The sequence below is a fragment of the Bacillus cereus group sp. MG1 genome (assembly GCF_040460035.1).
Lineage (GTDB): Bacteria > Bacillota > Bacilli > Bacillales > Bacillaceae_G > Bacillus_A > Bacillus_A cereus.
Genome location: NZ_JARVGY010000001.1, coordinates 4983095 through 5005697 on the forward strand (window position 1 = coordinate 4983095; position 22603 = coordinate 5005697).

Here is a 22603-nt window from a genome sequence, read left to right on the forward strand (position 1 = left end):
CATATGAATAGCGCCTTTTCAGGCTGTGGAGAAAGTCTTCTCCACAGCCTGTTTTTGTGTCTGAACCTCTTTTTATGTGTCAACACTGATAAAAAGAGGTAAAGGAGAGATTTTTTATGATGGGTGCTTTAAAAAATCATCGTGATAAACGTGTATCTGTTTCTGTAGAAGAGTTGGTTCCACAAGATCATTTCCTTCGTGCGATCGAAGCGACAATTAGTTTTGATTTTATTGAAGAGAAGTTACGCCCTTATTACTGTGAAAACAATGGACGTCCGTCAATCCATCCTATCGTTTTATTTAAAATGATGTTTATTGGATATTTTTACGGTATTCGTTCGGAGCGTCAATTGGAAAAAGAGATTAAAACGAATATCGCCTACCGTTGGTTTTTAGGGTTTTCTCTATCAGATACTATTCCAGATCATTCTACAATCAGTTGGAATCGTCGTACTCGCTTTATTCATACAAATATTTTCGAAGAAATTTTTGATGAGATCGTGAGGCAAGCGACAGAGCACCGGATGGTGGGAGGACGTGCGCTGATGACAGATTCTACGCACATTAAGGCCAATGCTAATAAAAATAAGTTTGTACATAAATATAAAAAAGAAAAGGCAAAGTTTTATATAGATGAACTAGAAGCTGCGGTAATTGAAGATCGTGAGGTACACGAAAAAAAGAATTAAAACCCAGAAAGGAAAGTGATACTCCCACTAAAAAAACTCGTATAAGTACTACGGATCCAGATAGTGGATTTTTAATGAGAGATGGAAAACCGAACGGTTTTCATTTCTTAGACCATCGTACGACTGATGCGAAGTACAATATTATTACAGATACTTATGTAACGGCTGGAAATATGGCAGATTCCGAGCCATATTTAGCGCGTCTACAAGCTCAAATTGATAAATTCGGATTTAAAGTGGAAGCTGTAGCTCTTGATGCAGGCTATTTTACAGGGTATATCTGTAAGAAATTATCGGAGAGAAATATATTTATGGTGATGGGGTATCGCCGATTTGGAAAACGAAATAAAGAAGTACCAAAAAGCCAATTTAAATATGTAGAAGAAATGAATGCATTTGCTTGTCCGGTGGGGTGTATTTTAGAGTATGCGACAACGGATCGTGAAGGATATCGTCACTATAAATCCAACCCAGAAGACTGCGCTGTTTGTCCGCTACGTGAGGTATGTTTTTCAAAGAAACAAAAACAAAAAGTTATCACTCATCATATATGGGAGAAATATAAGGATATCGCTAGAAAAAACAAACTAACAGTTACAGGGAAAAAGTTGTACAAAGTACGCTGTTCAACTATAGAGCGAAGCTTTGCGGACGCCAAAGAACTACATGGCTATCGATATGCTCGATTTCGGGGGCTGAAGTCTGTCCAAATGCAGGCTTATCTCACCGCAACTTGTCAAAACATGAAAAAAATAGCCCTCCATCTGACCAAAAAAGGTCTGGTGGAGGGCTATTTTTTTGAAACTCTATTATTTTATGTTGTTTTTATTCGCTAAAATCAAAATGATTCCAGAGTGTGGGGAACCCTAAAGGGTTTCCCAACACTCTGAAAAGGCGCTATTCATATGAATAGCGCCTTTTATTTGTAAATATACCATCATTATGAGACAAAACCAGCTGTTGCTTTTTGTTTTGCCTTTCCGAAGAAAACTACACCGACGATGATAATAATGATAAATGCCCATTTAACGAAAGGGTTACTTTCGAAAAATCCAGCGAACCATTTCTCATCTACAATCATTTTCGCGGCAGTATAAGCTAAAACGGCTGCTCCGATCGTAATGATGACAGGAAAACGATCCACCCATTTTAAAATTAATGTGCTGCCCCATACGACTACTGGAATAGACACTAATAGTCCGATGATTACTAAAGAAAAGTTACCATGGGCAGCTCCTGCAACAGCGAGTACATTATCAATGCCCATTAACGCATCAGCAATAATAATGGTTTTAATAGCAGACCAAAATCCTTCTTCGGCTTTAATATCATGATTTTTGCCCTCAGCGATCAGCTTGTAAGCGATCCAAATAAGAAGTACACCACCAATTAGGAGTAATCCAGGTATTTTTAATAACCAAACGACAACTAAGGTAGCGAGAGCCCTAATAGCGATTGCTCCAATGGTTCCCCAAATGATAACTTTCTTTTGTTGGTCTTTCGGTAATCTTCTTGCTGCTAATCCAATTACGATGGCATTATCTCCGGCTAACACTAAATCGATTACAATAATGGCAAGCAAGGCAGACAAATATTCAGGTGAAAGAAAATCCATATACATATCACTCCTTAAGAGTAATATGTGCTAAAGTGTTGATAATATAAAAAAGGATTGAAATTGTATATTCAATCCTTTTTTGACTGTATTCTGATATGTATGTTTTTATTTTGAATAAGTCGCTTTTGTAGTTTTTACTTATCGCGTTTCTTTCTTAAATTGATTCCAAGTTTCTTCAGTTTGCACTATAAATACGATTATATAACATCTACTTATTTAAACTAGGTTAAAGATAGCATGTGATATTTCAAAGTTAAATTTATTTGATAAAAGGGAAGGGACGTATAATATTGATATGGTGCAAGCGTGTATAGGTTTTCTCTATAAGGAAATTCTAAAAACGATAAAAAAGACTTGATAACCTACTAGAGGGGATCAAGTCTTTTCATTACATACGATTATCATGCCAGAAGTTTAATGGGAAGTGTTCGTTCTCATTATATGCTTCTAATTCATATCCTTTTTCTTTCAGTCCTTTAATAATTCCAGGTACTGCTTTTACTGATTGTGGATGAATATCATGCATAAGGATAACTTCTGTTGGGTTTGTAGAATGAGCTAGAACGTTTTCTACAATTTTAGCTGATGCAGCATCAACTTGCATTTTGTTATATTTCCAGTCTAAAGAATCAATTGTCCAATCCCAAACTTTTAAGCCATTGTCTACAACTTTGTTGCGAAGAGCTTCGTTTAATCCTGGCATAGAGCCGTAAGCTGGACGAGTTAATACTGGTGATTTACCTAAAACACCAGCGATTAAGCCTTGGTCTTCCTTCATTTCATCTACGTAATGACCTTCAGTATAAAGTTTCTTGTAGTTATGAGTCATACTGTGCATCCCAACGTAGTGGCCTTCAGCATCTTCGCGTTTTACAAGATCAGGGAAAGCTTTTACGTTTGAACCAATTAGGAAAAATGTTGCTTTTGCATTTTCTTTCTTTAACATATCTAAAAGCTCAGCTGTGTATTTTCCAGGACCGTCATCAAATGTTAAATAAGCGACTTTTCTAACTTGCCCGTTATAATGTTTTGGAGCTTCTTTCGGAGCAAGAGATGTTTGAATCTCACTTACAAGTTGAACAGATTTTGCTTCATCCTCTGTACTAGCTAAAGCAGTATGTACTGATCCAAAAGCCGCTTCGTATGTGAATAATACTCCCGCACAAACTAACATAGCCCTTTTTACTAAAGTTGTCATTCGAATTCCATTGTGCATAATTTTCCTTCTCTCTATAAAAGTTCTACTCTACTATATTAGCAATTATAGGTAGGGAAATGCAAAGAAACTTTTTTACACTTGTAAAAAAGTTTACCCAAAAGTATGCAAGATTTTATATCAATTGCAGTTTTGAAAAATAGAATGAATTTAAACTTTATTATTTAAACTTTCAATCACCAAATCATACTTTCGTATCACTTCGTTTTCGTTCCAAATATTGATTCGAATATTTTTGATTTTTATTAAAATATTCGTAAAGAAACAATTATATGAAAAAAGGAGCGGGAATATGAATAATTATATTTGCACTACATGTGGAGTACAGTATCCCGAAAATGAAGAAGCACCTTCTCACTGTAAAATTTGTAATGAGGAAAGGCCATATGTTAATCCAATTGGGCAGTCATGGATAACATTAGAAACAATGCAAAATAGCAATTTATACTAAAGACCTATTGTTTATTAACTAATAGGTCTTTCAACTTAGGAAGCTCACACTAATGAGGGATGTTAAAGGGAATATATCTAACCTATACTAATTACTATAAAGCTTTGGAAAATGAAAAGGAGGAGATTTGCATGAAGAATTGGGTTCAATTTAGAATTGCAAGACCAACAGATAAATTGGAAGAAGTGATTAGTTTTTATGAAACAGGATTAGGATTAAAACGTATAGGGGAATTTCACAATCATGAAGGATATGACGGGGTTATGTTTGGATTACCAGATGAAGAGTATCATTTGGAGTTTACTTCACATGTTAATGGAAGTCCATGTCCGGCACCGACAAAAGATAATTTACTAGTTTTTTATATGCCTAATAAAGATGAAATTGAAAATATAGTAAATCAATTAAGTAATATGGGCTACCATGAGGTGGAACCAGAAAACCCGTATTGGATAGAGAAAGGAACCACAATAGAGGATCCAGATGGTTGGAGAATTGTGCTTATGAATGCATCTGAATAAGGAAACTATTTTCATATGAAATAGAGTGTAGCAAAATGATTTAGACATAAATCCCTACAGCGTTTGTAGGGATTTTTATATAAGAAAATCTTATTGAGAGAGTTATTAAAATGTAGAAAGTATTTTGGCTAAGAATAAATGTAGTAAACATAATTTATGAAGGAGGTATAAAAGTATGATAGTAAACCATTTTAAGGAGTTTTCTAAACATGTTGGAAATACACATCTCATTAAAAGTTCTTTCGTAGTTTATATCTTATTCTACGGAAAATTGATACCATCAAAAAACTGTATGTTTAACATGTATAGTTTTTTGATGGTGTAGCTGTGCAATGTTTAAAAATTTCACATACCGTATTTTAAAAATAAATATAGGAAAACCAAAAAGTAATGTAGAATATATCGTACATACATATATACAGTCAACATAAAAGATAAAGAGGTGGGTATATGTTACTTGAGGAAGTAATGCAGCAACTAGAGGAATATGGAACAGAACAAAATCGAAAAACGTATAAAAACCACGGAGCGAAAGAGCCGTTATTTGGAGTTAGTTTTGCGAATTTAAAATTGTTAAAAAAGAAGATAAAAAAAGATCATGATTTAGCAGTTGGATTGTGGGAAACGAAAAATATGGACGCAATGACATTAGCAACTTATATTTTAGATCCGAAAAAAATAACGACAGAACAGCTTAATAGTTGGATTCAGGATGTTGATTATTACTGTTTGATGGATGTTCTTATGACATCTATATGTACTTCGCCAATTGCAATAGAAAGAATGGAAGAGTGGACAAAGCCTAATGATGAATGGATTGGAAGAGCTGGCTGGTCTTTATTAGCAAATATAGCGATTAAAAATAAAACGTTACATGATGATTTCTTCTCTCCGTACTTAGAAGAGATTAAAGAAAATATACATAATGAAAAAAATAGAAAAAAAGAAGCGATGAATAGTGCTTTAATCGCAATAGGAATTCGTAATGAAGACTTAGAGCGACAAGCGATTGAAATTGCACGTGAAATTGGAAAAGTAGAGGTTGATCACGGTGCAACATCATGTAAAACACCAGATGCAGAAAGCTATATAAAAAAAGCGAGAGAAAGAGCTGAAAAAAAGAAAGTGAAATAAGAAAAGAGGATCGGTTATGAAAGCAATTGACGCAGCACAAAACATAATTACATTACAATTTTCTAATTGTGATGTAGCTTTACTCGGCGGAAGCGTTGTACGAGGAGAAGCGACGAAAACATCTGACCTTGATATTGTAATAGTTGACCAAAGTTTAACTTCTTGCTATAGGGAATCTTTCTATAGTAATGGATGGCCTGTTGAGGTGTTTGTTCATAATTTTGAAACATATAAAACCTTTTTCAAAATGGATTGTGATCGAGGGAGACCGTCGTTACCACAATTAGTTTCGGAAGGGATTGCATTAAAAGGGGAAAAGGAAATTGTTGAGAAATTAAAAAAAGAAGCGAATGATTTACTACATAAAGGACCAGCTAAATGGACCGAAGAAACGATTAAGCAGAAGCGATATTTTATTACGGATACTTTAGATGACTTTATTGGTGCAACAAAAAGAGAAGAAGAATTGTTTATCGCTAATTTATTAGCGGATTTAGTACATGAATATGTATTAAGAGTAAATGGTAAGTGGCTTGGGAGTTCAAAATGGTTTATTAGAGTGCTAAAAAGATATGATGAGCAATATGCAAACAAATTTGTAGCGGCTTTTGATTATTTTTATAAAACGGGAGAGAAAAATGAATTAATTCATTTTATAGAAAAGATGTTAGAACAGTATGGTGGAAGAGTGTTCGAAGGATTTTCTATTGGTAAATAAAAAGGGGAGAGAAAAATAAAATGTACCCTATAGAATAGACACTTGAAAAAAGTCTATTCTATAGGGTATTTCTTGTATAATAAAAGGAAAATTGGGATCGGAGAATGTTGAAAATGACAAAAAAACTATTTACAGAAAGAGAAATTCAAATTCTATCAAATAACCTATACGTAAAATCTGTAAGTCAGAAAGGTATCACTTATACAGAGGAATTTAAGCATATTTTTATTGAGGAAAATGAAAAAGGAAAGCTACCTCGAAATATTTTTGAAGAATGTGGTTTTGATATAGATATGATTGGAATGAAACGAGTTATGTCATCGGGAAGTAGATGGCGTGCTGCTTATAGAAAAAATGGTGTATTGGGTTTAAGGGATACACGTATCGAAAACGCTGGAAGAACTCTTGAGAGAGAGCTTACGTTAGAAGAAAAGTATGCCCGTTTAGAAGCCGAACGAAACTTACTAAAGGCGGAAAACGAATTGCTAAAAAAAATCAAACTTATGGAAGGGAGGATGAGAAGGAAATAACACTACCACCTAGTCAGAAATTCATCTTGATTCGTTCTGTCATCATGAAATACAACTTAAGGAATATGGTCAGTCATTTGTGTAAAGTAGCTGGTGTATCCCGTTCGGGATACTATAATTACTTTTCAGTTTCATCTCAAGAACAACGGAAACAAAAGAGTGATCGAGATGAAATCTTGAAGGAAACCATATTAAAAGCACTTCGATTTAGAAATAGAAACAAAGGGGCTCGTCAGATAAAGATGACATTGGCGGGTCAGTTTCAAGTTGTCTACAATTTAAAGCGTATCCGTAGAATTATGAAGAAATACGAGATTATCTGTCCGGTTCGCAAAGCGAATCCTTATAAAAGAATGCTTAAAGCTACAAAAGAACATCGAATAGTACCAAATCAATTAAATCGGGAATTTAAACAAAATACCCCAGGGAAAACACTTCTTACAGATATCACCTATTTAGTTTACGGTAAGAATCAAAGGGCCTATTTATCTACAATTTTAGACGGCTCAACTAATGAAATTTTAGCTTACCATGTTTCAGAACAGATGACATTAGAGCTCGTAACGACAACTCTCCATAAACTAAAAAGGAATCCGCGGATTCGATTGACTGAAGGTGCTTATATTCATTCAGATCAAGGATCCCACTACACAAGCCCTACCTATCAAAAGCTAGTTAAAAAGCTAAACCTAGGACAATCCATGTCAAGAAGAGGAAACTGTTGGGATAACGCCCCACAAGAATCATTTTTTGGTCATCTGAAAGATGAAGCTCATATAAAACCTTGCGTGTCCTTTAATGAATTGAAACAAGAGATTAAGAAATATATGACGTATTATAATCATTATAGATATCAATGGAATTTAAAAAAGATGACTCCTGTTGGATACAGAAACCATCTTCTTGATGTTGCCTAACTTTTTTCAAAATGTCCTTTACAAAGGGTACAGATTAAAATGAATGTACCATATGTTCAATTAAGAGAATTGACACTAGATGATGTAGAAGATCGCTATCAATGGTCATTAGATAGAGATGTAACAAAGCATTTAGTCGTACCAGATCAATATCCTCCGTTCACTCGTGGAGATACGAGAAACTGGATTGAAGCTTGTATAAGCCGAAAAAATGGTTATGAACAAAGGGCAATCGTTACTGAGGCAGGTATACATATTGGATGGGTAGACCTTAAAAATTTTGATAAAACAAATAAAAATGCTGAACTAGGAATTGCGATTGGAAATAAAGACTATTGGGGTAAAGGATTTGGAATGGCAGCTCTAAACAGCATGTTACAAATAGGTTTTTCTCAGTTTGAATTGGAGAAAATTTGGTTACGTGTAGATGAAGATAATACAAAAGCTAAAAAGAGTTATGAAAGTGCCGGATTTGTATGCGAAGGGTTAATGAGAAATGATCGATTGAGACAGGGGAAGTTCATTCATCGCAATCGTTACAGTATATTAAAAGAAGAGTATGAATCAAAAAAAGTAGCCTATAAAAATATTATGTAAATTAAAAAGGGGAAGATAAAATGATTCGATTACTTACAAAAGCGGATGCAAAACAATATTGGGAGTTACGTTTACAAGCATTACAAGTAAATCCAGAAGCATTTATAACGACTTATGAAGAAGCAGTACGTCAAGAAAATCCTCTTGAACGAGTTGCTAGTAATCTTTCATCCAATAGTAGTTTTACATTTGGTGCTTTTAATAATGAAAATCGTTTAGTTGGGGTTGTTACTTTATTAACAGAAGAAAAAGACGCATATAAGCATAAAGGACATATCGTTGCAATGTATGTAGATACTGAAAATCGAAGAAGTGGTCTTGCACGTGATTTAATACGTAAAGCAATTGAAAGGGCAAAAGAGATGAAGCTAGAGCAATTGAATTTAGGGGTTGTGTCAACGAACGAACCAGCCAAACGATTATATGAATCAATGGGATTTAAAACATACGGAATTGAAAAAAGGGCTATAAAAATGAATGGTGTGTATAGTGATGATGAACATATGGTGTTGTTCTTTTAAGAGAGGAAGTTTTGTATGAAAAAGGCGAAACTGCGACAATAAGATGGTGAATATGGCATATAGCAGATCATAATTGGTATCATCAAGCTCATATCAGTCGTTTGAGGAAATTATACAGAGAATATAAACTACATATTCTTTAATTTTTGAATGAACGAACGCCCCTAAATAATAATTAAAGGAGGCGTTTGTTTTTATTCGTTCGCTTTTCTTCCCAAGCTATCATTAAATTTTTATGATAATCTTTTGGTTTCTCAATAGAAAACCAGTAAATTGAATGTGCAATAGTTGGTAGCCATCTTTTATAGCGGATGTGTATATTTTCATGGTGAGTATAGTGGGTCGAGATTAAAGTAGATTTTGACCCTTGAAAATTTTGATATGTAATGGCCTCGATTTCATACCAATGCACTTTATTCCCATGTAAATCTACTACAATTCCTTCATCATCCCAAAGTGAAATGTAAGTTTGTATGTAGATTTTTCATCGCGTATACTAAAATATATGTCATAGAGATAAAAAATTAAATACAAGGGGTTTTACAATGAAAGCAATTGTTATAGGGATATTGGCATCATTTTTCTTTGCCTTTACCTTTGTTTTAAACCGGGCAATGGACTTAGAAGGTGGAAGCTGGATTTGGAGTGCATCATTACGGTATTATTTTATGGTTCCAATGCTATTACTTATTGTTATGTATAGAGGGAACTTAAAGCAACTCTTTCAATATATGAAAAACAATCCGAAAGAATGGTTAGTGTGGAGTATCGTTGGATTTGGCCTCTTTTATGCACCGCTTAGTTTTGCTGGAGCGTTCGGACCAGGTTGGCTTGTTGCATCAACATGGCAAATTACAATCGTTGCAGGGATTTTGTTAACACCATTTTTTGCGGTGGATCCACTACATAAAAAACTTCCGATGAAGGAATTAGTTATGTCGGGCATTATTTTATTCGGTGTTGTTCTCATGCAAGCAGAACATGCTTCTTCATTAGGTATTCGTGAAACCGTTTTATGTGTAGTTCCTGTACTTATTGCAGCATTTGCGTATCCTCTTGGAAATAGAAAAATGATGCAAGTTTGTAAAGGGGAATTAGATGTATTTCAGCGAGTACTCGGTATGACATTAGCAAGTTTACCATTTTGGTTTTTATTATCTGGTTACGAAGTATCAACAGGCGGATTACCGTCAAGTAGCCAAGTTTTTCAATGTTTTATTGTAGCAGTTAGCTCTGGGTTAATCGCGACAGTATTATTTTTCTTTGCAACAGATCTTGTGAAAGATGATCCGCAAAAATTAGCAACAGTGGAAGCGACGCAGTCTGGTGAAGTTTTATTTGCGCTAGTAGGAGAGCTGATCTGGTTATCTGCACCAATTCCGTCATCATTATCTTGGATTGGTATGAGTCTCGTTATTATTGGAATGATACTTCATAGTTATGTGGCTGTCGTTGTAAAAAAAGAAGAAAAAATAACGGCGTAATGAGATTAGCTCTTTTTATTAAGAGTTAGTCTTTTTTTCATAGAAAGGGATGAAAATATGAATTTACATCGCGTTGAACAAATTGAAAAAGATTCAATATTAAATGTGCTACAATATGCCGTCGGTCCAAATGAAATAAGCTTAAAGAAAGCAGTATTATTTTATCAAAGTAATAAAGGGACTTTGTACAAATATGAAGAAAAAGCTTGTCTAGGTATTGAAGTAATCGGAGCAACTAAAGCACGAGTATGTCATATAGCAGTGGCTCCAGATTATCGTCAAAAAGGAATTGCACTGCAAATGATTAAAGAAGTGGTAAGGATATATCAATTGACTTATATAGAAGCAGAGACAGACGATGAGGCGGTAGAATTTTATAAAAGAATTGGTTTTCAAGTTAAAAGTTTAGGAGAAAAATATCCAGGGATAGAAAGATTTCATTGTTACATGGAAAAATAGCATGAAAATATACAATTGTACATATTGAATATAGTTTGAAAAAAATAATAATTTCATTATATAATATAGGTATCTGGAAAAATATAGATAAAAGAAGATGGGTGTATAACAAGTGAGAATGGATAAAAGTAAGTTTATAAAAATAGCTACTTCAATAGGGGTGTCATCTTTTTTATTAACAGGTTGTGGTGATTATGAAGAAGAAACTGCTCAGCAAGAAAGTACAGCTGTTAAAACAGATGGTGCAAAACAAAGAAATGAACAAGAAACATTAAATTGTGATGATAAAGCCCCAACCAATGAAAATGTAGAGAAAGATGAGTTATGCAAGGAAAATAATCCGTCATTTTCATCTTATCATGAAAACTCTCATTTACCGATACTTCCATTTGTAGCAGGATATTTATTAGCGAGTAGAACTTCAAATATGAATTATACAGCAAAACCAAATTTAATGAAGAAACCGTATGCAAATAATGTTATTCCATATCGTGAAAAAGATGAGCGTAGAACAGGTGGCGGTAGTAGCGGTGGTTATACTGGTGGTTCTAACGGTAACAATAATACTTCCAATAAAGTAGATTTAAATAAACAGCAGCCAAATCCATCCAATAAAGTAACACCAGATACAAATACGCCAAAATCATCTACTACGCAAACACCGAAAGTAAACTCTGGTTCAAGTGGAATTGGAAACGCAAAAGCGCCAGCAGGATCCTAAAACGAAAGGGTAATGGAGTAATGTATACAGAACGAGAGCAAGAAGAGTATATGAAAGTATGGTTTTCACTTGCAGAAGAGGCTAGTAGGAATGGTTTCACTTGGCCTAGTCTGTTAGAGAATGAAGAATGGAATCAATATATGGCAACAGGGATGTATCGCATGCCAGCAAAAACTTATACTGCTATCTCAAAAGCGACAGAAGAAATCATGTATGTGTTATATAGAACGTATCAATATATTGTAAATACGACAGAAGATTTTCAAAAACTTGGATTCCCAGCTGAAGCGTGGGAAATGGCGAGAATGAAACATAATGGTTTATTTTCATATTTTACAAGGTTTGATTTTATCGTAAATGGTGACGATATAAAATTAATAGAAGTAAATTGTGATACGCCAACAGGCTATTTAGAACCGTCTGTCGCAAATGAAGTGTTATGCCGTTATCATGATGTAAATCACCCAAACCATATAGAAGAGCATATTGTGCAGGCATGGGAACAAATTAAACATGACTATCATATAGGCCCTGAAGAGACGATATATTTTACTAGTTATGATTGGCACGATGAAGATAGTCAAACGGTTCAGTTTTTAAGAACGTATTGCTTAAATCAGTCAACGGACTATGTAGGAATACAAGACATTGTCGTTGCGGAAGATGGTATATATACGCCAAGTGGAGAAAAAATAAAATATTTATATAGACTGTATCCAATAGAGTATTTAGTAACGGACGTTGATAAGAACGGAAAAAGGATTGGTTTACAATTTTTAGATCATATTGCGCAAGAAAGAGTGAAAATTATTAATCCGCCAGCCGCGTTTGTTATGCAAAACAAAAGTGTACTCGCACTAATTTGGAAGCTTTATGAAGAAAGTGTTTTCTTTACAGAAGAAGAGCAAGACATTATTTATAAATACTTTCTACCAACATATTTTTCAAATAAGCGATTTCTAGAAAGACATGAATCATACGTTTCAAAACCTGTATTTGGTCGTGAAGGTGGCGGAGTATCTATATACGAAAATGATGAATTATTAGCTGAAGATAAAACAGAGTATTACTTTGAACAAAGGAAGATATACCAGCAATACATAGAAATGCCTGACTATACCATTGACACATGGGATGGTCCATATACTGGTAAACTATTAATTGGCTCTCACTGTATAAGCGGAAGAGCAGCAGGCTTATTTTTACGTGTAGGTGAGAAAATAACGGGAAACTTATCAATGTTTACTGGGGTTACAATTGAAGGATAAAGTAAACAAAGAGCTCATCATTTGTGATGAGCTCTTTCGTCTATGTATAAAACAGCTTTTTATGGTTGGATGTAAAATCTTCACTTTCTTTTTGTGTTTTAAATCTGAATATTATAATTCAAATATTTTTTGTGTAATAATATTACTATTTTTTATAGATGTGAAAAATGATTAAGTTAAAAATTAAGAAAAATATGATAATATATTTATATAAAAGTTTAAATTTACGTAGCTAGTGGGGGAACCAATATGAAAATGAATGAAATAGTAGCAAGTACACAATTTCCAAATACAATCGAAACAATAACAAAAGATTTAAAAGCATTAGGAGTCGAAAAAGGAATGACAATTATCGTTCATTCATCACTAAGTTCTATCGGGTGGATATCTGGTGGTGCGGTTGCTGTAGTAGAAGCATTAATGAAAGTTGTTACGGAAGAAGGAACGATAATAATGCCAACGCAATCTTCGGATTTGTCCGATCCGAAACATTGGTCAAGACCACCTGTACCGGAAGACTGGTGGCAAATTATCCGAGATAACGTCCCAGCATTTGATTCACGTATAACCCCAACAAGGGGAATGGGTGAAATAGTTGAATGTTTTCGTACATATCCGAATGTAGTACGTAGTAATCATCCGTTAGGAAGTTTTGCTGCATGGGGAAAACATGCAGTAGAAATAACAATGAACCATTCGTTATCAATGAGCTTTGGAGAAGAATCTCCATTAAGAAAAATATATGATTTAGACGGGTACGTATTATTAATTGGTGTTGGATATGATTCCAATACGTCTGTTCATTTATCCGAGGTGCGTTCTGGTGCATGTGAGTTAATACAAGTAGGAGCACCTATTATAGAAAACGGTGAAAGAGTGTGGAAAGAGTTTTTTGAAATGGATTACGAATCTGAGAAGTTTGTAGAAATTGGTGTGGAGTTTGAGCGAAAAGGAACTGTAAAAAATGGGAAGATAGGGAATGCAACGTGTCGTCTAATGAAACAGCGTGATATAGTTGACTTTGGAACAGAATGGTTTCGTAAGAAAAATTAGTAAGGGATGGTTACAATGAAGGGGAAAAAGGTATTAATTACGAGCGGTGGTTGTCTAGAAAAATGGGATCAAGTACGCGGGCATACGAATATGGCCAAAGGTACAATCGGAAGGATAATCGCAGAAGAACTTCTAGCTAAAGGGGCACATGTTATATATTTACACGGTTATTTTGCGGAGAAACCGAGTGATGTACATAGAGGGTTAGAATTACATCCATTTGAAGGAATCGTTGATTTACAAGATAAAATGAAAAGTATCATATCACATGAAAAGATTGATGCAGTCATTATGGCAGCGGCTGGATCAGATTGGATTGTGGAGAAAATTTGTGATCAAGATGGTAATGTTCTTAATATGAACGGAAAAATTTCAAGTGATATAGCACCGATTATTCACTTTCAAAAGGCTCCAAAAGTATTAAAACAAATAAAAGAATGGGACCCAGAAACAGTACTTGTTGGTTTTAAACTTGAAAGTGATTTAAATGAAGAAGAACTGTTTGAAAGAGCAAAAAATAGAATGAAAGAAGCAAGGGCGAATGTAATGATTGCGAATTCACCACATTCTTTATATTCGCGCGGAGCTGTGCATTATGTAATTGGACAGGATGGTAAAGGGAAGTTGTGTAATGGGAAAGATGAAACAGCGAAAGAAATTGTCAAAAGCTTAGAGTTATTATGTAATCGTGTCACTGCTTTTTAAAATTAAGTTTTTAGATGAGAATGAATCCGCATAGTAATAAGTAAGCGAAACTTTAATTGGTGGGAATTTTACTTTTACACGAATGTGAAGCGTATACCAATCAAGAGCTATACACAGAATAATTGGTGAGGAGTGGATTCTATGGAACATTTATTAAAGCAAGCTATTAAACTTAGAAACGAAAAGAAATATGCGCAGTCTAAAGAGATGCTTATAGGATTAACAAACTTTACAAAGGATGCAGAAGTACTGTATCAGTGTGCGTGGATACATGATGTAATGGGGCTAGAAACAGAAGCAGTTCCGTATTATGAGCAGGCAATCGCAAATGGACTTGATGGCGAATCGCTTTGCGGTGCTTATATTGGTTTAGGAAGTACATATCGTTGTATAGGGGAATATGAAAAGGCAATTACAGTATTAGAAGCTGGGGTGAAAAAATTCCCAGAGAACGCTCCGATGAAAGTATTTTTATCATTAGCAAAATATAACGTAAACGATCACGAATCAGCGATGAAATTATTACTTGAAACTGTCGTGAAAGTAGAGGAAGTAAAAGAATTTGAACGTGCCATTTCATTTTATAAAGACCATTTAAATGAGGTTTTTAAATAAAGGAGTGAACGTATGGAGGTTACACTATCACGAAGGCGAAAAGGTGTTTGGATTGGACTCGTATCTTTAATTATGCTATTAAACTATTTATTGTATGCCCTTCCAATTGTACCAGTTGCGCCGAAAGAAGTTGTGCTTGGGTCATTATTAGATTGCATGTTTGTCATTCCAATCATCACGTATTTCTTCATTATTCGAAAAAGATACTCGTTAACGTATATAGTTCCTGTTGTAATAGCTGGTTATATTTTTGCAAGATTTATTATTCCAAGTGACTATTTACAAGCTTTTTCATTCATCTCTTATATTATTGTTGCGGCTGAAATTGCATTTGTAGGTCTAGAATTATTCCTTCTCTATAAAATTGTTAGAGTGCTTCCTAAAATAATAAAAAAATATAAAGAATATAGAAGAGAAAATTATTCCTTTTCTTATGCAATTGATGCAGCGTTTGACGCTACTATGAAAAGAAGTAAGTTAGTAGATGCCATTCTAACAGAGTGTAAGTTAATCTATTATGCGTTTTTATCGTGGCGTGAAAAAGTACCAACAGGTAAATCTGTATACTCATATCATAAAAAGACTGGTGCTATAGGTGTGTATATCATGATTATTCATGCAACAATAATTGAAAGCATTGGTTTTCATTATTTACTACATCAGTGGAATCCAGTAATAGCATGGATTTTACTTATTTTAAATGTATACGCGATGATTTATTTTATAGCTGAAATACAAGCGATGCGCAAAAATCCCCTTGTCGTAACAGAAGAACAAGTAGTCATTCAAATCGGATTAGGAAAGAAAATTGTTATGCCATTTACACAAATTGATAATATTGCGTTCTACAAGGGTGAATTGCTAACGGCAAAAGAAAGGAAACAGGTATTGGATGCAACTGTTATGGAGTTCATAAAAGAACCTGCTACTTTTGAAATAACATTAAAAGAGCCAGTGAAAGCGCAGTTGTTATACGGCTTTTCTAAAACAGTAAGTCGTGTTTACTTAAATGTTGATGAAGAACGAAAATTTTATGATGCGGTTAAGGAAAAGTTAAAACATGAGTAATAGTGCTGTTAGTTACATAAAAACAAATGAGCTTCCGTTAGAAGTGAAAAAATATGAAACATGGATAGTGAAAAACTCTTTCTAAATAAGAAGGAGTTTTTATTATATACTTTTATAAAACATTATATAAAAAACTATACACTTCTTTATCACTACATAAATGGATATAATTGAGGATAGAACTAGCATAAGGGGAAACAAAATAATGAATAAGTTACTTACATCGAAAATTGAAATTATAGAAAGAAAAATCCGGTATAACTCAACAATAGTAGATCACAATTGCTTATTACTTGAAAAGCAATCACAAAGTATCGTTTTATTTCACGAGGTGCAGTATTCATTTACAATGACTGCAAATGATACTAAGTTAACAATCCCAAAAGGAAGTTATACAATCGCATATTACTGGAAAGATCGTCCGTACAATTTATACGTATGGAGAGATATAAAAGGAAAGTATTTAGGTTCCTATTTTAATATTGTAAAAAACACACAAATAAAAGATGAAGTGGTTTCCTTTGAAGATTTAATCATCGATATTATGGTACTTCCAAATGGAGAATACTTCATATTGGATGAAGATGAATTACCAGAACCATTAGGGAATTTCGAAGGTGGTTATGTGAGGAAAGCTCTTTATGGATTAAAAGAAATCATTCAAAAAGAGCTGCCACCAATAGTTTTGGAGACAGCCAGGGTGCAGAGGAAATAAAATTTAATTACATAAATATTTTGAATGGGAATGAGTAGTCTCAAGTTATATGATCTAACTTTTTTAATAAATCTAAGGTTAGTAGCATATTTCTTGAAATTACTCTTTTTTTTGTAGAAATTTCGTCGCTTAGTTATTAAATTCCATCAAATGCATTTAGCGTGTGAGTTTTCTTATTGGTTACAGTGGATTAAAAATCAGAAAAAATAGTAAGTAAATGATATCGTTCAAATAAACAACAGTAAAAATATTCAAACGAATCATATGTATGTTTTGATAAAACCTAGTTGACTTATCGGAAATATTTGTATAATATGTACTTAATTCCATAACGTATTGCTGATTGGAGAAACCAAAGGCATTTTATCTGTTGATAAAATGCCTTTGGTTTTTTTATTGCACAAATACTGAATCTGTTCATTTATATGAATCATTTTAAGGAGGAGAAGAAATGACTATTTCAATTGATGGGGTATCAAAATATTTTTTGAAACAAACTGGTACTGTTCAAGTATTAGAGAATATTAATTTTCAATTAGAGAAAGGGGATTTTGTTACAGTAATTGGTCCGAGTGGGTGCGGAAAAAGTACATTACTAAAAATTGTTGCCGGTCTAGATAATGATTTTGAAGGGGAAGTTGTTATTGACGGGGAGCCTATCTTAAAAACGAGCAAGAAACAAGGTTTTATTTTTCAAGAACATAGGCTTTTTCCATGGTTAACAGTTGAAGAAAATATAGCGGCAGATTTATCGTTAAAAGATAAGTATGTGAAAGATAAGGTAAGAGAATGGGTTGAAATCGTTCGGTTAGATGGCTTTGAAAAATCGTATCCGAAAGAAATTTCAGGCGGGATGTCACAACGTGTTGCGATAGCGAGAGCGTTATTAAGAGATCCAAATGTATTATTACTTGATGAACCTTTTGGAGCGCTGGATGCTTTTACTCGAAGTCATTTACAAGAAGTATTGCTAAATATTTGGGAGCAGAAGAAAACAACAATGATATTCGTTACACATGATATAGACGAAGCGATATATCTTTCAAACCGAATCATCATTATGAGTGCAAAACCAGGGAAAATACATAAAGTGATTGAAAATAATTTGGCTTATCCGCGAAATAAAACTTCTCAATCGTTCCAACAACTTCGAACGAAAGTATTACAGCAGTTTGAATATGGAGGGTTGATTCAAACAAGTATATAGGAAAAGGGTGATTTTATATGTATAAAAAATTAAAAATTCTTTCTTTTGCTTTAGCTATATCAGTATGTTTGTTAGGATGTGAAAAAAGTACAGCAAGTAGTAAGAAAGAAGATGTAACAATACAAATTGGTATACAACAAGGATTAAGCCCGCTATTACTAGCAAAGAAAAAGGGGTGGTTTGAAGAGGAGTTTAAAAAAGAAGGAGTTAAAGTGAAATGGACAGAGTTCCAAAGTGGACCTCCTTATTTTGAAGCAATCGCATCAAACCGATTAGACTTTGGTGAAGTAGGGAATTCTCCAGTCATTTCAGCGCAAGCAGCAGGTATTGGATTTACCGAAATCGCCAATACAAGTTATGCGAGAAAAGGAACTGGAATTCTCGTTCAAAAAGATAGTAAGATTGCGAGTGTAAAAGATTTAAAAGGTAAAAAAATTGCAGTAGCAAAAGGAAGTAGTGCCTTTAATTTATTATATCGAGCACTTGATAAAGAAGGTATTGATGCAAAAGATGTAAATGTCATTCAATTACAACCAGATGAAGCGCAGCCTGCATTCGAATCAGGATCAGTAGATGCATGGGCGATTTGGGACCCTTTCATATCATTACATACGTTAAATAAAGGTGCGAAGGTGATTGCAGACGGTGAAACATTAAATGTCTCTTCACCAGAATTTTTAATTACGAGGACAAAATTTGCGAAAGAACATCCAGAATTAGTTGAGAAATTCCTCAAAGTTTATGAGAAAGCACGTGTATGGCAAGATGCTAACTTAGATGAAGCAATAAAAGTATACACTTCTGTAAAAAAGATAGATGCGAAGATCGTAAAAGAAGTGTTTAATCACGACAAACCAATTTTAGTTCCGGTAACTAAGGAAATAATAGCAGAACAACAAAAGACTGCGGATTTTCAATATAAGCTCGGTTCTATAAAGAAAGAAATTAAGACGGAAAAAGTTGTAGATAATTCTTTCGTAGAAAAAGCATTGAAAGCGAAGTGAAAAGAGGTTTTGTAAAGTGGAAAATACGAAAGCTGTTATGAAACCAGCGAGTATAACGATTAAGAAAAATGGCATAAAGAAGGTACGAAAGTTAAATGTAAAAGTTTTAGTAAGGGCGATTACTATACCGGTTATTATATTAATAATTTGGCAGTTGGCTGGCGTATTCGGTCTTGTTTCTAAAACAGTTTTACCAACACCATTAGATATTTTTCTAGCTTTCCAAGAGCTTATTAAAACAGGAGAGTTATTCGGACATTTAAGTATTAGTGTATTCAGGGCTGCGGCTGGTTTCTTTATTGGTGGGGGCTTAGGAATCATTTTAGGAACGATTGTTGGATTTTCAACGAGAAGTGAGCAATATTTAGACCCATCTGTGCAAATGTTAAGAACTGTACCTCATTTAGCTGTTGCGCCGCTTTTTGTATTATGGTTCGGTTTTGGTGAAACATCAAAAGTGTTATTAATTGCAGATGGTGCATTTTTTCCTTTATACGTAAACGCATTTTTAGGTATTAGAGGTGTGGATTCAAAGTTATTTGATGTTGCGAGAGTGTTAGAGTTTAGTAAAAGAAAATTAATCACGAAACTAATTTTACCAGCTGCATTGCCTAACCTTTTACTAGGAGCAAGGTTATCGTTAGGTGTTGCGTGGGTGAGTTTAGTAGTAGCAGAACTTATGGGGTCTACAGAAGGTATTGGCTATATGATTATGGATGCAAGGCAATTTTCAAATACAGATATCGTATTTGTCGGCATAATTATATTTGCATTTGTTGGGAAGTTTTCTGACTCTCTAGTACGTTTACTAGAAGTGAAGTTTTTAAGATGGCGAGATAACTTTAAAGGTGAGACAGGGAATTAACATATAAATTATTAGGGGTAATTTATATAGAATGTGTTAGTATACGATTCAAAATAAATAAGGGGTGTGTAAAGGTATGGAATTATTATGGTTTATTCCGGCTTATGGAGATGGTCGATATTTAGGAACGACAAAACGAGGAAGAGCAGCTGAATATGGTTATTATAAGCAAGTTGCTGCGGCAGCTGATTATTTAGGATATACGGGTGTTTTACTTCCAACTGGTCAAGGATGTGAAGACCCTTGGGTGTTAGCTTCAGCTCTTGCTGCTGAAACAGAAAAACTAAAATTTTTAGTAGCAGTGAGACCAGGACTAATGTCCCCTACAGTTGCAGCGAGGATGGCATCTACATTTGATAGAATTTCACATGGGAGGCTGCTTATTAATGTAGTAGCTGGAGGAGATCCAGTTGAACTACAAGGAGATGGATTATATCTTGATCATGATGAAAGATATGAAGCAGCGGATGAATTTTTAAAAGTTTGGAAATCGACATTGCAAGGTGAAACGATCTCTTTAGAAGGAAAACATATTAAAGTTACAGATAGTAAAGTTGTATTCCCACCAGTTCAAATACCATATCCTCCTATATATTTCGGAGGATCGTCAACTGCTGGAAAAGAAGTAGCAGCTGAACATAGTGATGTATATTTAACGTGGGGAGAGCCGCCAGAGCAAGTGAAAGAGAAAATAGAAGAAGTAAGAAAACTTGCAGAAGAGAAGGGGCGTACAGTGCGATTTGGCATTAGATTACACGTAATTGTAAGAGAAACAGAAGAAGAAGCATGGGAAGAGGCAGAACGTTTAATTCAATATGTGGATAATGAAACAATTGAGCTTGCTCAAAAGACATTTGCAAGATATGATTCGGTTGGTCAAAAACGGATGACCCATTTAAATAAAGGTACGAGAGAGTCGTTAGAGATAAGCCCTAATTTATGGGCTGGAATCGGACTTGTAAGAGGTGGGGCAGGTACTGCACTTGTAGGCGATCCGCATACAGTAGCAGAAAGGATAAAAGAATATGAATCGTTAGGAATTGATACGTTTGTTTTATCAGGATATCCGCATTTAGAAGAAGCGTATGAAGTGGCAGAATTGTTATTCCCATTATTGAAAGACGAGAAGAAAGAAGAAAATAAAATTGTTGGTGAAATGATTGCTGATGCATATGCATTAAAAAAATAGTGAGAAATAAAGTTTCACTTATTTATTGCTGCATTTTGTTTACTGCCTGTTAACACGAGATAAAAAACCCGCAAGTTATTCGCTTGCGGGTTTTCATCGTAAATTATTAGAAAATATGGTAAAATTAAAGGGTAACTTAAGGTGCGGTTGGTTGTTCAATTATCACTTCTCCGAGTAGGAGGGGGGTGATAATACGTGAGTGAAATAGCGTTGCTACTGCAGGGTGGACTGTTTCTCGTTGCATTGTTAACGTTCGTCGTCGTTTTAATAGACAAGCTCAAAAAATAACAACCCACCTATGCCTATAGAATGTGGGTTGTTTTGTTTGTAAGAAACAAATAGGATAAATGAACAATCCAATCTGCTAAGTTACGTGGACTAGTGTGTAGCCGCACACTAGTTTTTTTTATTTATATACAATTTATAATTGGTTTATGTGATTGTATTGTTCTTTTTATACTCATTATAACACAGTGTCTTTTCATCAAGAAAGGAGACCGTATGTTCTGGTCTCTGTTATATAGTAGGTGCTTTTTCTTTAAACAGCCCATCCATATACTGTTTTAAACTTTGGACATAAAATTTTTGTGTATTCACATTATTTACACCGACAATGGGTGATGGAAGGTCAAATCTTTTTTCTGATAAATGAACGACAACATCAAAAATGTCAAACAAACGAATGAAGCAAAACAGACCGTCTTTATCGCTAAGTAAAATAAAGTAATGATTTTCACTACTTGTATTTAGCGTATTCCATAAAGAACTTTTGCTTAAATCACGTACAATGCTTTTTTCTTTTAGTTCCACGAAATCTGCATTTGAGAGAATGGTAGAGATATCAATCGCATCTTGATCTTCAAAGTAGCCATCAACTGTTTGTACAGCGAATGTATAAGCCATTTTTAATATACTCATTTTATATTTACGGTTATCCAATAGCAATTCACGTTGAATAGAACTGGCTACTTTCGTTACACGTTCCTCTTTCCAAATTTCATTATGTAAGGAAATATCGTGCTTTTTACATAGTTTCATAATTAATGCATTAGAATAAAGAATTTCGTCGCTTACTTCGACAACATCAGTCTCAGCAGCCGCAAGTTCCTCACCGTGCTCATTTGTATAGAGTGGGGAATCAATTTGTCTTTTCATTTGTTCAATCTTAAATTGACTCAATTTATGCCTAATTAAAGGACGATCAATATTTGTTGTCATTTGTTCATGACAAGTATCACAAATTGAGTTTGTGAAATAATATCCACATAATATTTCTGGAATGACATATTGTTCACTAAGTTCTTTCGTATCTTTTCTGCAAATGATGCATTGTGTCAT

Annotated in this window: 24 protein-coding genes and 1 pseudogene; 22 read left to right on the forward strand and 3 right to left on the reverse strand. The window is 34.2% G+C overall.

Annotated elements, in window-relative coordinates; translation table 11 throughout:
• Positions 1-116 precede the first annotated feature (116 nt).
• A protein-coding gene (locus QCI79_RS25920; RefSeq protein ID WP_209291804.1) for an IS1182 family transposase occupies positions 117-1525 on the forward strand; the annotation gives its coding sequence in 2 pieces (ribosomal slippage) (positions 117-675 and positions 675-1525; 1410 coding nt in all).
• Positions 1526-1629: 104 nt separating this feature from the next.
• On the opposite strand, the gene QCI79_RS25925 is transcribed toward QCI79_RS25920, so the two are convergent.
• Together QCI79_RS25925 and QCI79_RS25930 are read right to left on the reverse strand one after the other, a co-directional pair.
• On the reverse strand, positions 1630-2304 hold the full coding sequence (locus QCI79_RS25925) for a TerC family protein (protein ID WP_000346944.1): 675 nt from the start codon (positions 2302-2304) through the stop codon (positions 1630-1632).
• Between the two features lie 391 nt (positions 2305-2695).
• Entirely contained in the window at positions 2696-3523 is an 828-nt protein-coding gene (locus QCI79_RS25930) for a peptidoglycan-N-acetylglucosamine deacetylase (protein WP_000551443.1), read from the reverse strand.
• A 582-nt stretch (positions 3524-4105) separates the two neighbouring features.
• Between QCI79_RS25930 and QCI79_RS25935 the strand changes: the two genes are divergently transcribed.
• The 21 genes and pseudogenes from QCI79_RS25935 (at position 4106) to QCI79_RS26035 (ending at position 21553) form a co-directional block, all read left to right on the forward strand.
• Entirely contained in the window at positions 4106-4495 is a 390-nt protein-coding gene (locus QCI79_RS25935; RefSeq protein ID WP_000800676.1) for a VOC family protein, read from the forward strand.
• A gap of 450 nt (positions 4496-4945) precedes the next feature.
• Positions 4946-5629 (forward strand): DNA alkylation repair protein, encoded by a 684-nt coding sequence (locus QCI79_RS25940; protein ID WP_021728487.1) that lies wholly within the window; start codon positions 4946-4948, stop codon positions 5627-5629.
• Between the two features lie 16 nt (positions 5630-5645).
• Complete coding sequence (locus tag QCI79_RS25945) at positions 5646-6347, forward strand: nucleotidyltransferase domain-containing protein (RefSeq protein ID WP_000643684.1); 702 nt, start codon at positions 5646-5648, stop codon at positions 6345-6347.
• A gap of 104 nt (positions 6348-6451) precedes the next feature.
• Positions 6452-7794 (forward strand): IS3 family transposase gene (locus QCI79_RS25950; RefSeq protein ID WP_087942833.1). Its coding sequence is split into 2 segments (ribosomal slippage): positions 6452-6833 and positions 6833-7794, totalling 1344 coding nucleotides; the frame shifts between segments, so codons are not numbered across the junction.
• A gap of 39 nt (positions 7795-7833) precedes the next feature.
• Positions 7834-8391, forward strand: a complete 558-nt coding sequence (locus tag QCI79_RS25955; protein WP_001102496.1) for a GNAT family N-acetyltransferase — start codon at positions 7834-7836, stop codon at positions 8389-8391.
• A 20-nt stretch (positions 8392-8411) separates the two neighbouring features.
• Complete coding sequence (locus QCI79_RS25960; protein ID WP_000620317.1) at positions 8412-8912, forward strand: GNAT family N-acetyltransferase; 501 nt, start codon at positions 8412-8414, stop codon at positions 8910-8912.
• Positions 8909-9055 (forward strand): annotated as a pseudogene (locus QCI79_RS25965) (DinB family protein); the annotation flags it as partial. The gene QCI79_RS25960 and the pseudogene QCI79_RS25965, both read left to right, overlap by 4 nt.
• Before the next feature lie 402 nt (positions 9056-9457).
• The gene (locus tag QCI79_RS25970; RefSeq protein WP_000644587.1) at positions 9458-10396 is read left to right on the forward strand and encodes a DMT family transporter; all 939 of its coding nucleotides are present in this window, start codon (positions 9458-9460) and stop codon (positions 10394-10396) included.
• Between the two features lie 57 nt (positions 10397-10453).
• Entirely contained in the window at positions 10454-10855 is a 402-nt protein-coding gene (locus QCI79_RS25975) for a GNAT family N-acetyltransferase (protein ID WP_001048803.1), read from the forward strand.
• A 112-nt stretch (positions 10856-10967) separates the two neighbouring features.
• Positions 10968-11576, forward strand: coding sequence for a hypothetical protein (locus tag QCI79_RS25980; protein ID WP_001242170.1), 609 nt, complete (start codon positions 10968-10970; stop codon positions 11574-11576).
• A gap of 20 nt (positions 11577-11596) precedes the next feature.
• Positions 11597-12844 (forward strand): glutathionylspermidine synthase family protein, encoded by a 1248-nt coding sequence (locus QCI79_RS25985; protein WP_000287883.1) that lies wholly within the window; start codon positions 11597-11599, stop codon positions 12842-12844.
• Positions 12845-13093: 249 nt separating this feature from the next.
• The gene (locus QCI79_RS25990) at positions 13094-13897 is read left to right on the forward strand and encodes an AAC(3) family N-acetyltransferase (protein ID WP_000783344.1); all 804 of its coding nucleotides are present in this window, start codon (positions 13094-13096) and stop codon (positions 13895-13897) included.
• A 15-nt stretch (positions 13898-13912) separates the two neighbouring features.
• Entirely contained in the window at positions 13913-14602 is a 690-nt protein-coding gene (locus QCI79_RS25995; RefSeq protein WP_000676724.1) for a phosphopantothenoylcysteine decarboxylase domain-containing protein, read from the forward strand.
• A 141-nt stretch (positions 14603-14743) separates the two neighbouring features.
• Entirely contained in the window at positions 14744-15217 is a 474-nt protein-coding gene (locus QCI79_RS26000; protein ID WP_000400636.1) for a tetratricopeptide repeat protein, read from the forward strand.
• Positions 15218-15229: 12 nt separating this feature from the next.
• Complete coding sequence (locus QCI79_RS26005) at positions 15230-16285, forward strand: hypothetical protein (protein WP_000454147.1); 1056 nt, start codon at positions 15230-15232, stop codon at positions 16283-16285.
• Positions 16286-16490: 205 nt separating this feature from the next.
• On the forward strand, positions 16491-17000 hold the full coding sequence (locus QCI79_RS26010; RefSeq protein WP_001037878.1) for a ribonuclease FAU-1 family protein: 510 nt from the start codon (positions 16491-16493) through the stop codon (positions 16998-17000).
• A gap of 451 nt (positions 17001-17451) precedes the next feature.
• Positions 17452-18207, forward strand: coding sequence for an ABC transporter ATP-binding protein (locus QCI79_RS26015; RefSeq protein WP_021728557.1), 756 nt, complete (start codon positions 17452-17454; stop codon positions 18205-18207).
• 17 nt (positions 18208-18224) lie between these two features.
• Complete coding sequence (locus QCI79_RS26020) at positions 18225-19211, forward strand: aliphatic sulfonate ABC transporter substrate-binding protein (protein WP_000277089.1); 987 nt, start codon at positions 18225-18227, stop codon at positions 19209-19211.
• Positions 19212-19227: 16 nt separating this feature from the next.
• Positions 19228-20076, forward strand: a complete 849-nt coding sequence (locus QCI79_RS26025) for an ABC transporter permease (protein ID WP_000432134.1) — start codon at positions 19228-19230, stop codon at positions 20074-20076.
• Positions 20077-20152: 76 nt separating this feature from the next.
• Positions 20153-21265, forward strand: a complete 1113-nt coding sequence (ssuD, locus tag QCI79_RS26030; RefSeq protein WP_000422259.1) for an FMNH2-dependent alkanesulfonate monooxygenase — start codon at positions 20153-20155, stop codon at positions 21263-21265.
• 195 nt (positions 21266-21460) lie between these two features.
• Positions 21461-21553 (forward strand): putative holin-like toxin, encoded by a 93-nt coding sequence (locus QCI79_RS26035; protein ID WP_001289320.1) that lies wholly within the window; start codon positions 21461-21463, stop codon positions 21551-21553.
• Between the two features lie 228 nt (positions 21554-21781).
• Here QCI79_RS26035 and QCI79_RS26040 read toward each other — a convergent pair whose 3' ends face one another.
• Entirely contained in the window at positions 21782-22603 is an 822-nt protein-coding gene (locus QCI79_RS26040; protein ID WP_000189710.1) for an HNH endonuclease, read from the reverse strand.

What these genes read in the sequence shown, in the direction of transcription:
- QCI79_RS26015 (WP_021728557.1), top strand. Translation starts at nt 17,452, where the DNA reads ATGACTATTTCAATTGATGGGGTATCAAAATATTTTTTGAAACAAACT.
- QCI79_RS25995 (WP_000676724.1), top strand. Translation starts at nt 13,913, where the DNA reads ATGAAGGGGAAAAAGGTATTAATTACGAGCGGTGGTTGTCTAGAAAAA.
- QCI79_RS25990 (WP_000783344.1), top strand. Translation starts at nt 13,094, where the DNA reads ATGAAAATGAATGAAATAGTAGCAAGTACACAATTTCCAAATACAATC.
- QCI79_RS26020 (WP_000277089.1), top strand. Translation starts at nt 18,225, where the DNA reads ATGTATAAAAAATTAAAAATTCTTTCTTTTGCTTTAGCTATATCAGTA.
- ssuD (WP_000422259.1), top strand. Translation starts at nt 20,153, where the DNA reads ATGGAATTATTATGGTTTATTCCGGCTTATGGAGATGGTCGATATTTA.
- QCI79_RS25960 (WP_000620317.1), top strand. Translation starts at nt 8,412, where the DNA reads ATGATTCGATTACTTACAAAAGCGGATGCAAAACAATATTGGGAGTTA.
- QCI79_RS25935 (WP_000800676.1), top strand. Translation starts at nt 4,106, where the DNA reads ATGAAGAATTGGGTTCAATTTAGAATTGCAAGACCAACAGATAAATTG.
- QCI79_RS26010 (WP_001037878.1), top strand. Translation starts at nt 16,491, where the DNA reads ATGAATAAGTTACTTACATCGAAAATTGAAATTATAGAAAGAAAAATC.
- QCI79_RS25945 (WP_000643684.1), top strand. Translation starts at nt 5,646, where the DNA reads ATGAAAGCAATTGACGCAGCACAAAACATAATTACATTACAATTTTCT.
- QCI79_RS26005 (WP_000454147.1), top strand. Translation starts at nt 15,230, where the DNA reads ATGGAGGTTACACTATCACGAAGGCGAAAAGGTGTTTGGATTGGACTC.
- QCI79_RS26000 (WP_000400636.1), top strand. Translation starts at nt 14,744, where the DNA reads ATGGAACATTTATTAAAGCAAGCTATTAAACTTAGAAACGAAAAGAAA.
- QCI79_RS25970 (WP_000644587.1), top strand. Translation starts at nt 9,458, where the DNA reads ATGAAAGCAATTGTTATAGGGATATTGGCATCATTTTTCTTTGCCTTT.
- QCI79_RS25955 (WP_001102496.1), top strand. Translation starts at nt 7,834, where the DNA reads ATGAATGTACCATATGTTCAATTAAGAGAATTGACACTAGATGATGTA.
- QCI79_RS25925 (WP_000346944.1), bottom strand. Translation starts at nt 2,304, where the DNA reads ATGGATTTTCTTTCACCTGAATATTTGTCTGCCTTGCTTGCCATTATT.
- QCI79_RS25975 (WP_001048803.1), top strand. Translation starts at nt 10,454, where the DNA reads ATGAATTTACATCGCGTTGAACAAATTGAAAAAGATTCAATATTAAAT.
- QCI79_RS26040 (WP_000189710.1), bottom strand. Translation starts at nt 22,603, where the DNA reads ATGACACAATGCATCATTTGCAGAAAAGATACGAAAGAACTTAGTGAA.
- QCI79_RS25985 (WP_000287883.1), top strand. Translation starts at nt 11,597, where the DNA reads ATGTATACAGAACGAGAGCAAGAAGAGTATATGAAAGTATGGTTTTCA.
- QCI79_RS25940 (WP_021728487.1), top strand. Translation starts at nt 4,946, where the DNA reads ATGTTACTTGAGGAAGTAATGCAGCAACTAGAGGAATATGGAACAGAA.
- QCI79_RS25930 (WP_000551443.1), bottom strand. Translation starts at nt 3,523, where the DNA reads ATGCACAATGGAATTCGAATGACAACTTTAGTAAAAAGGGCTATGTTA.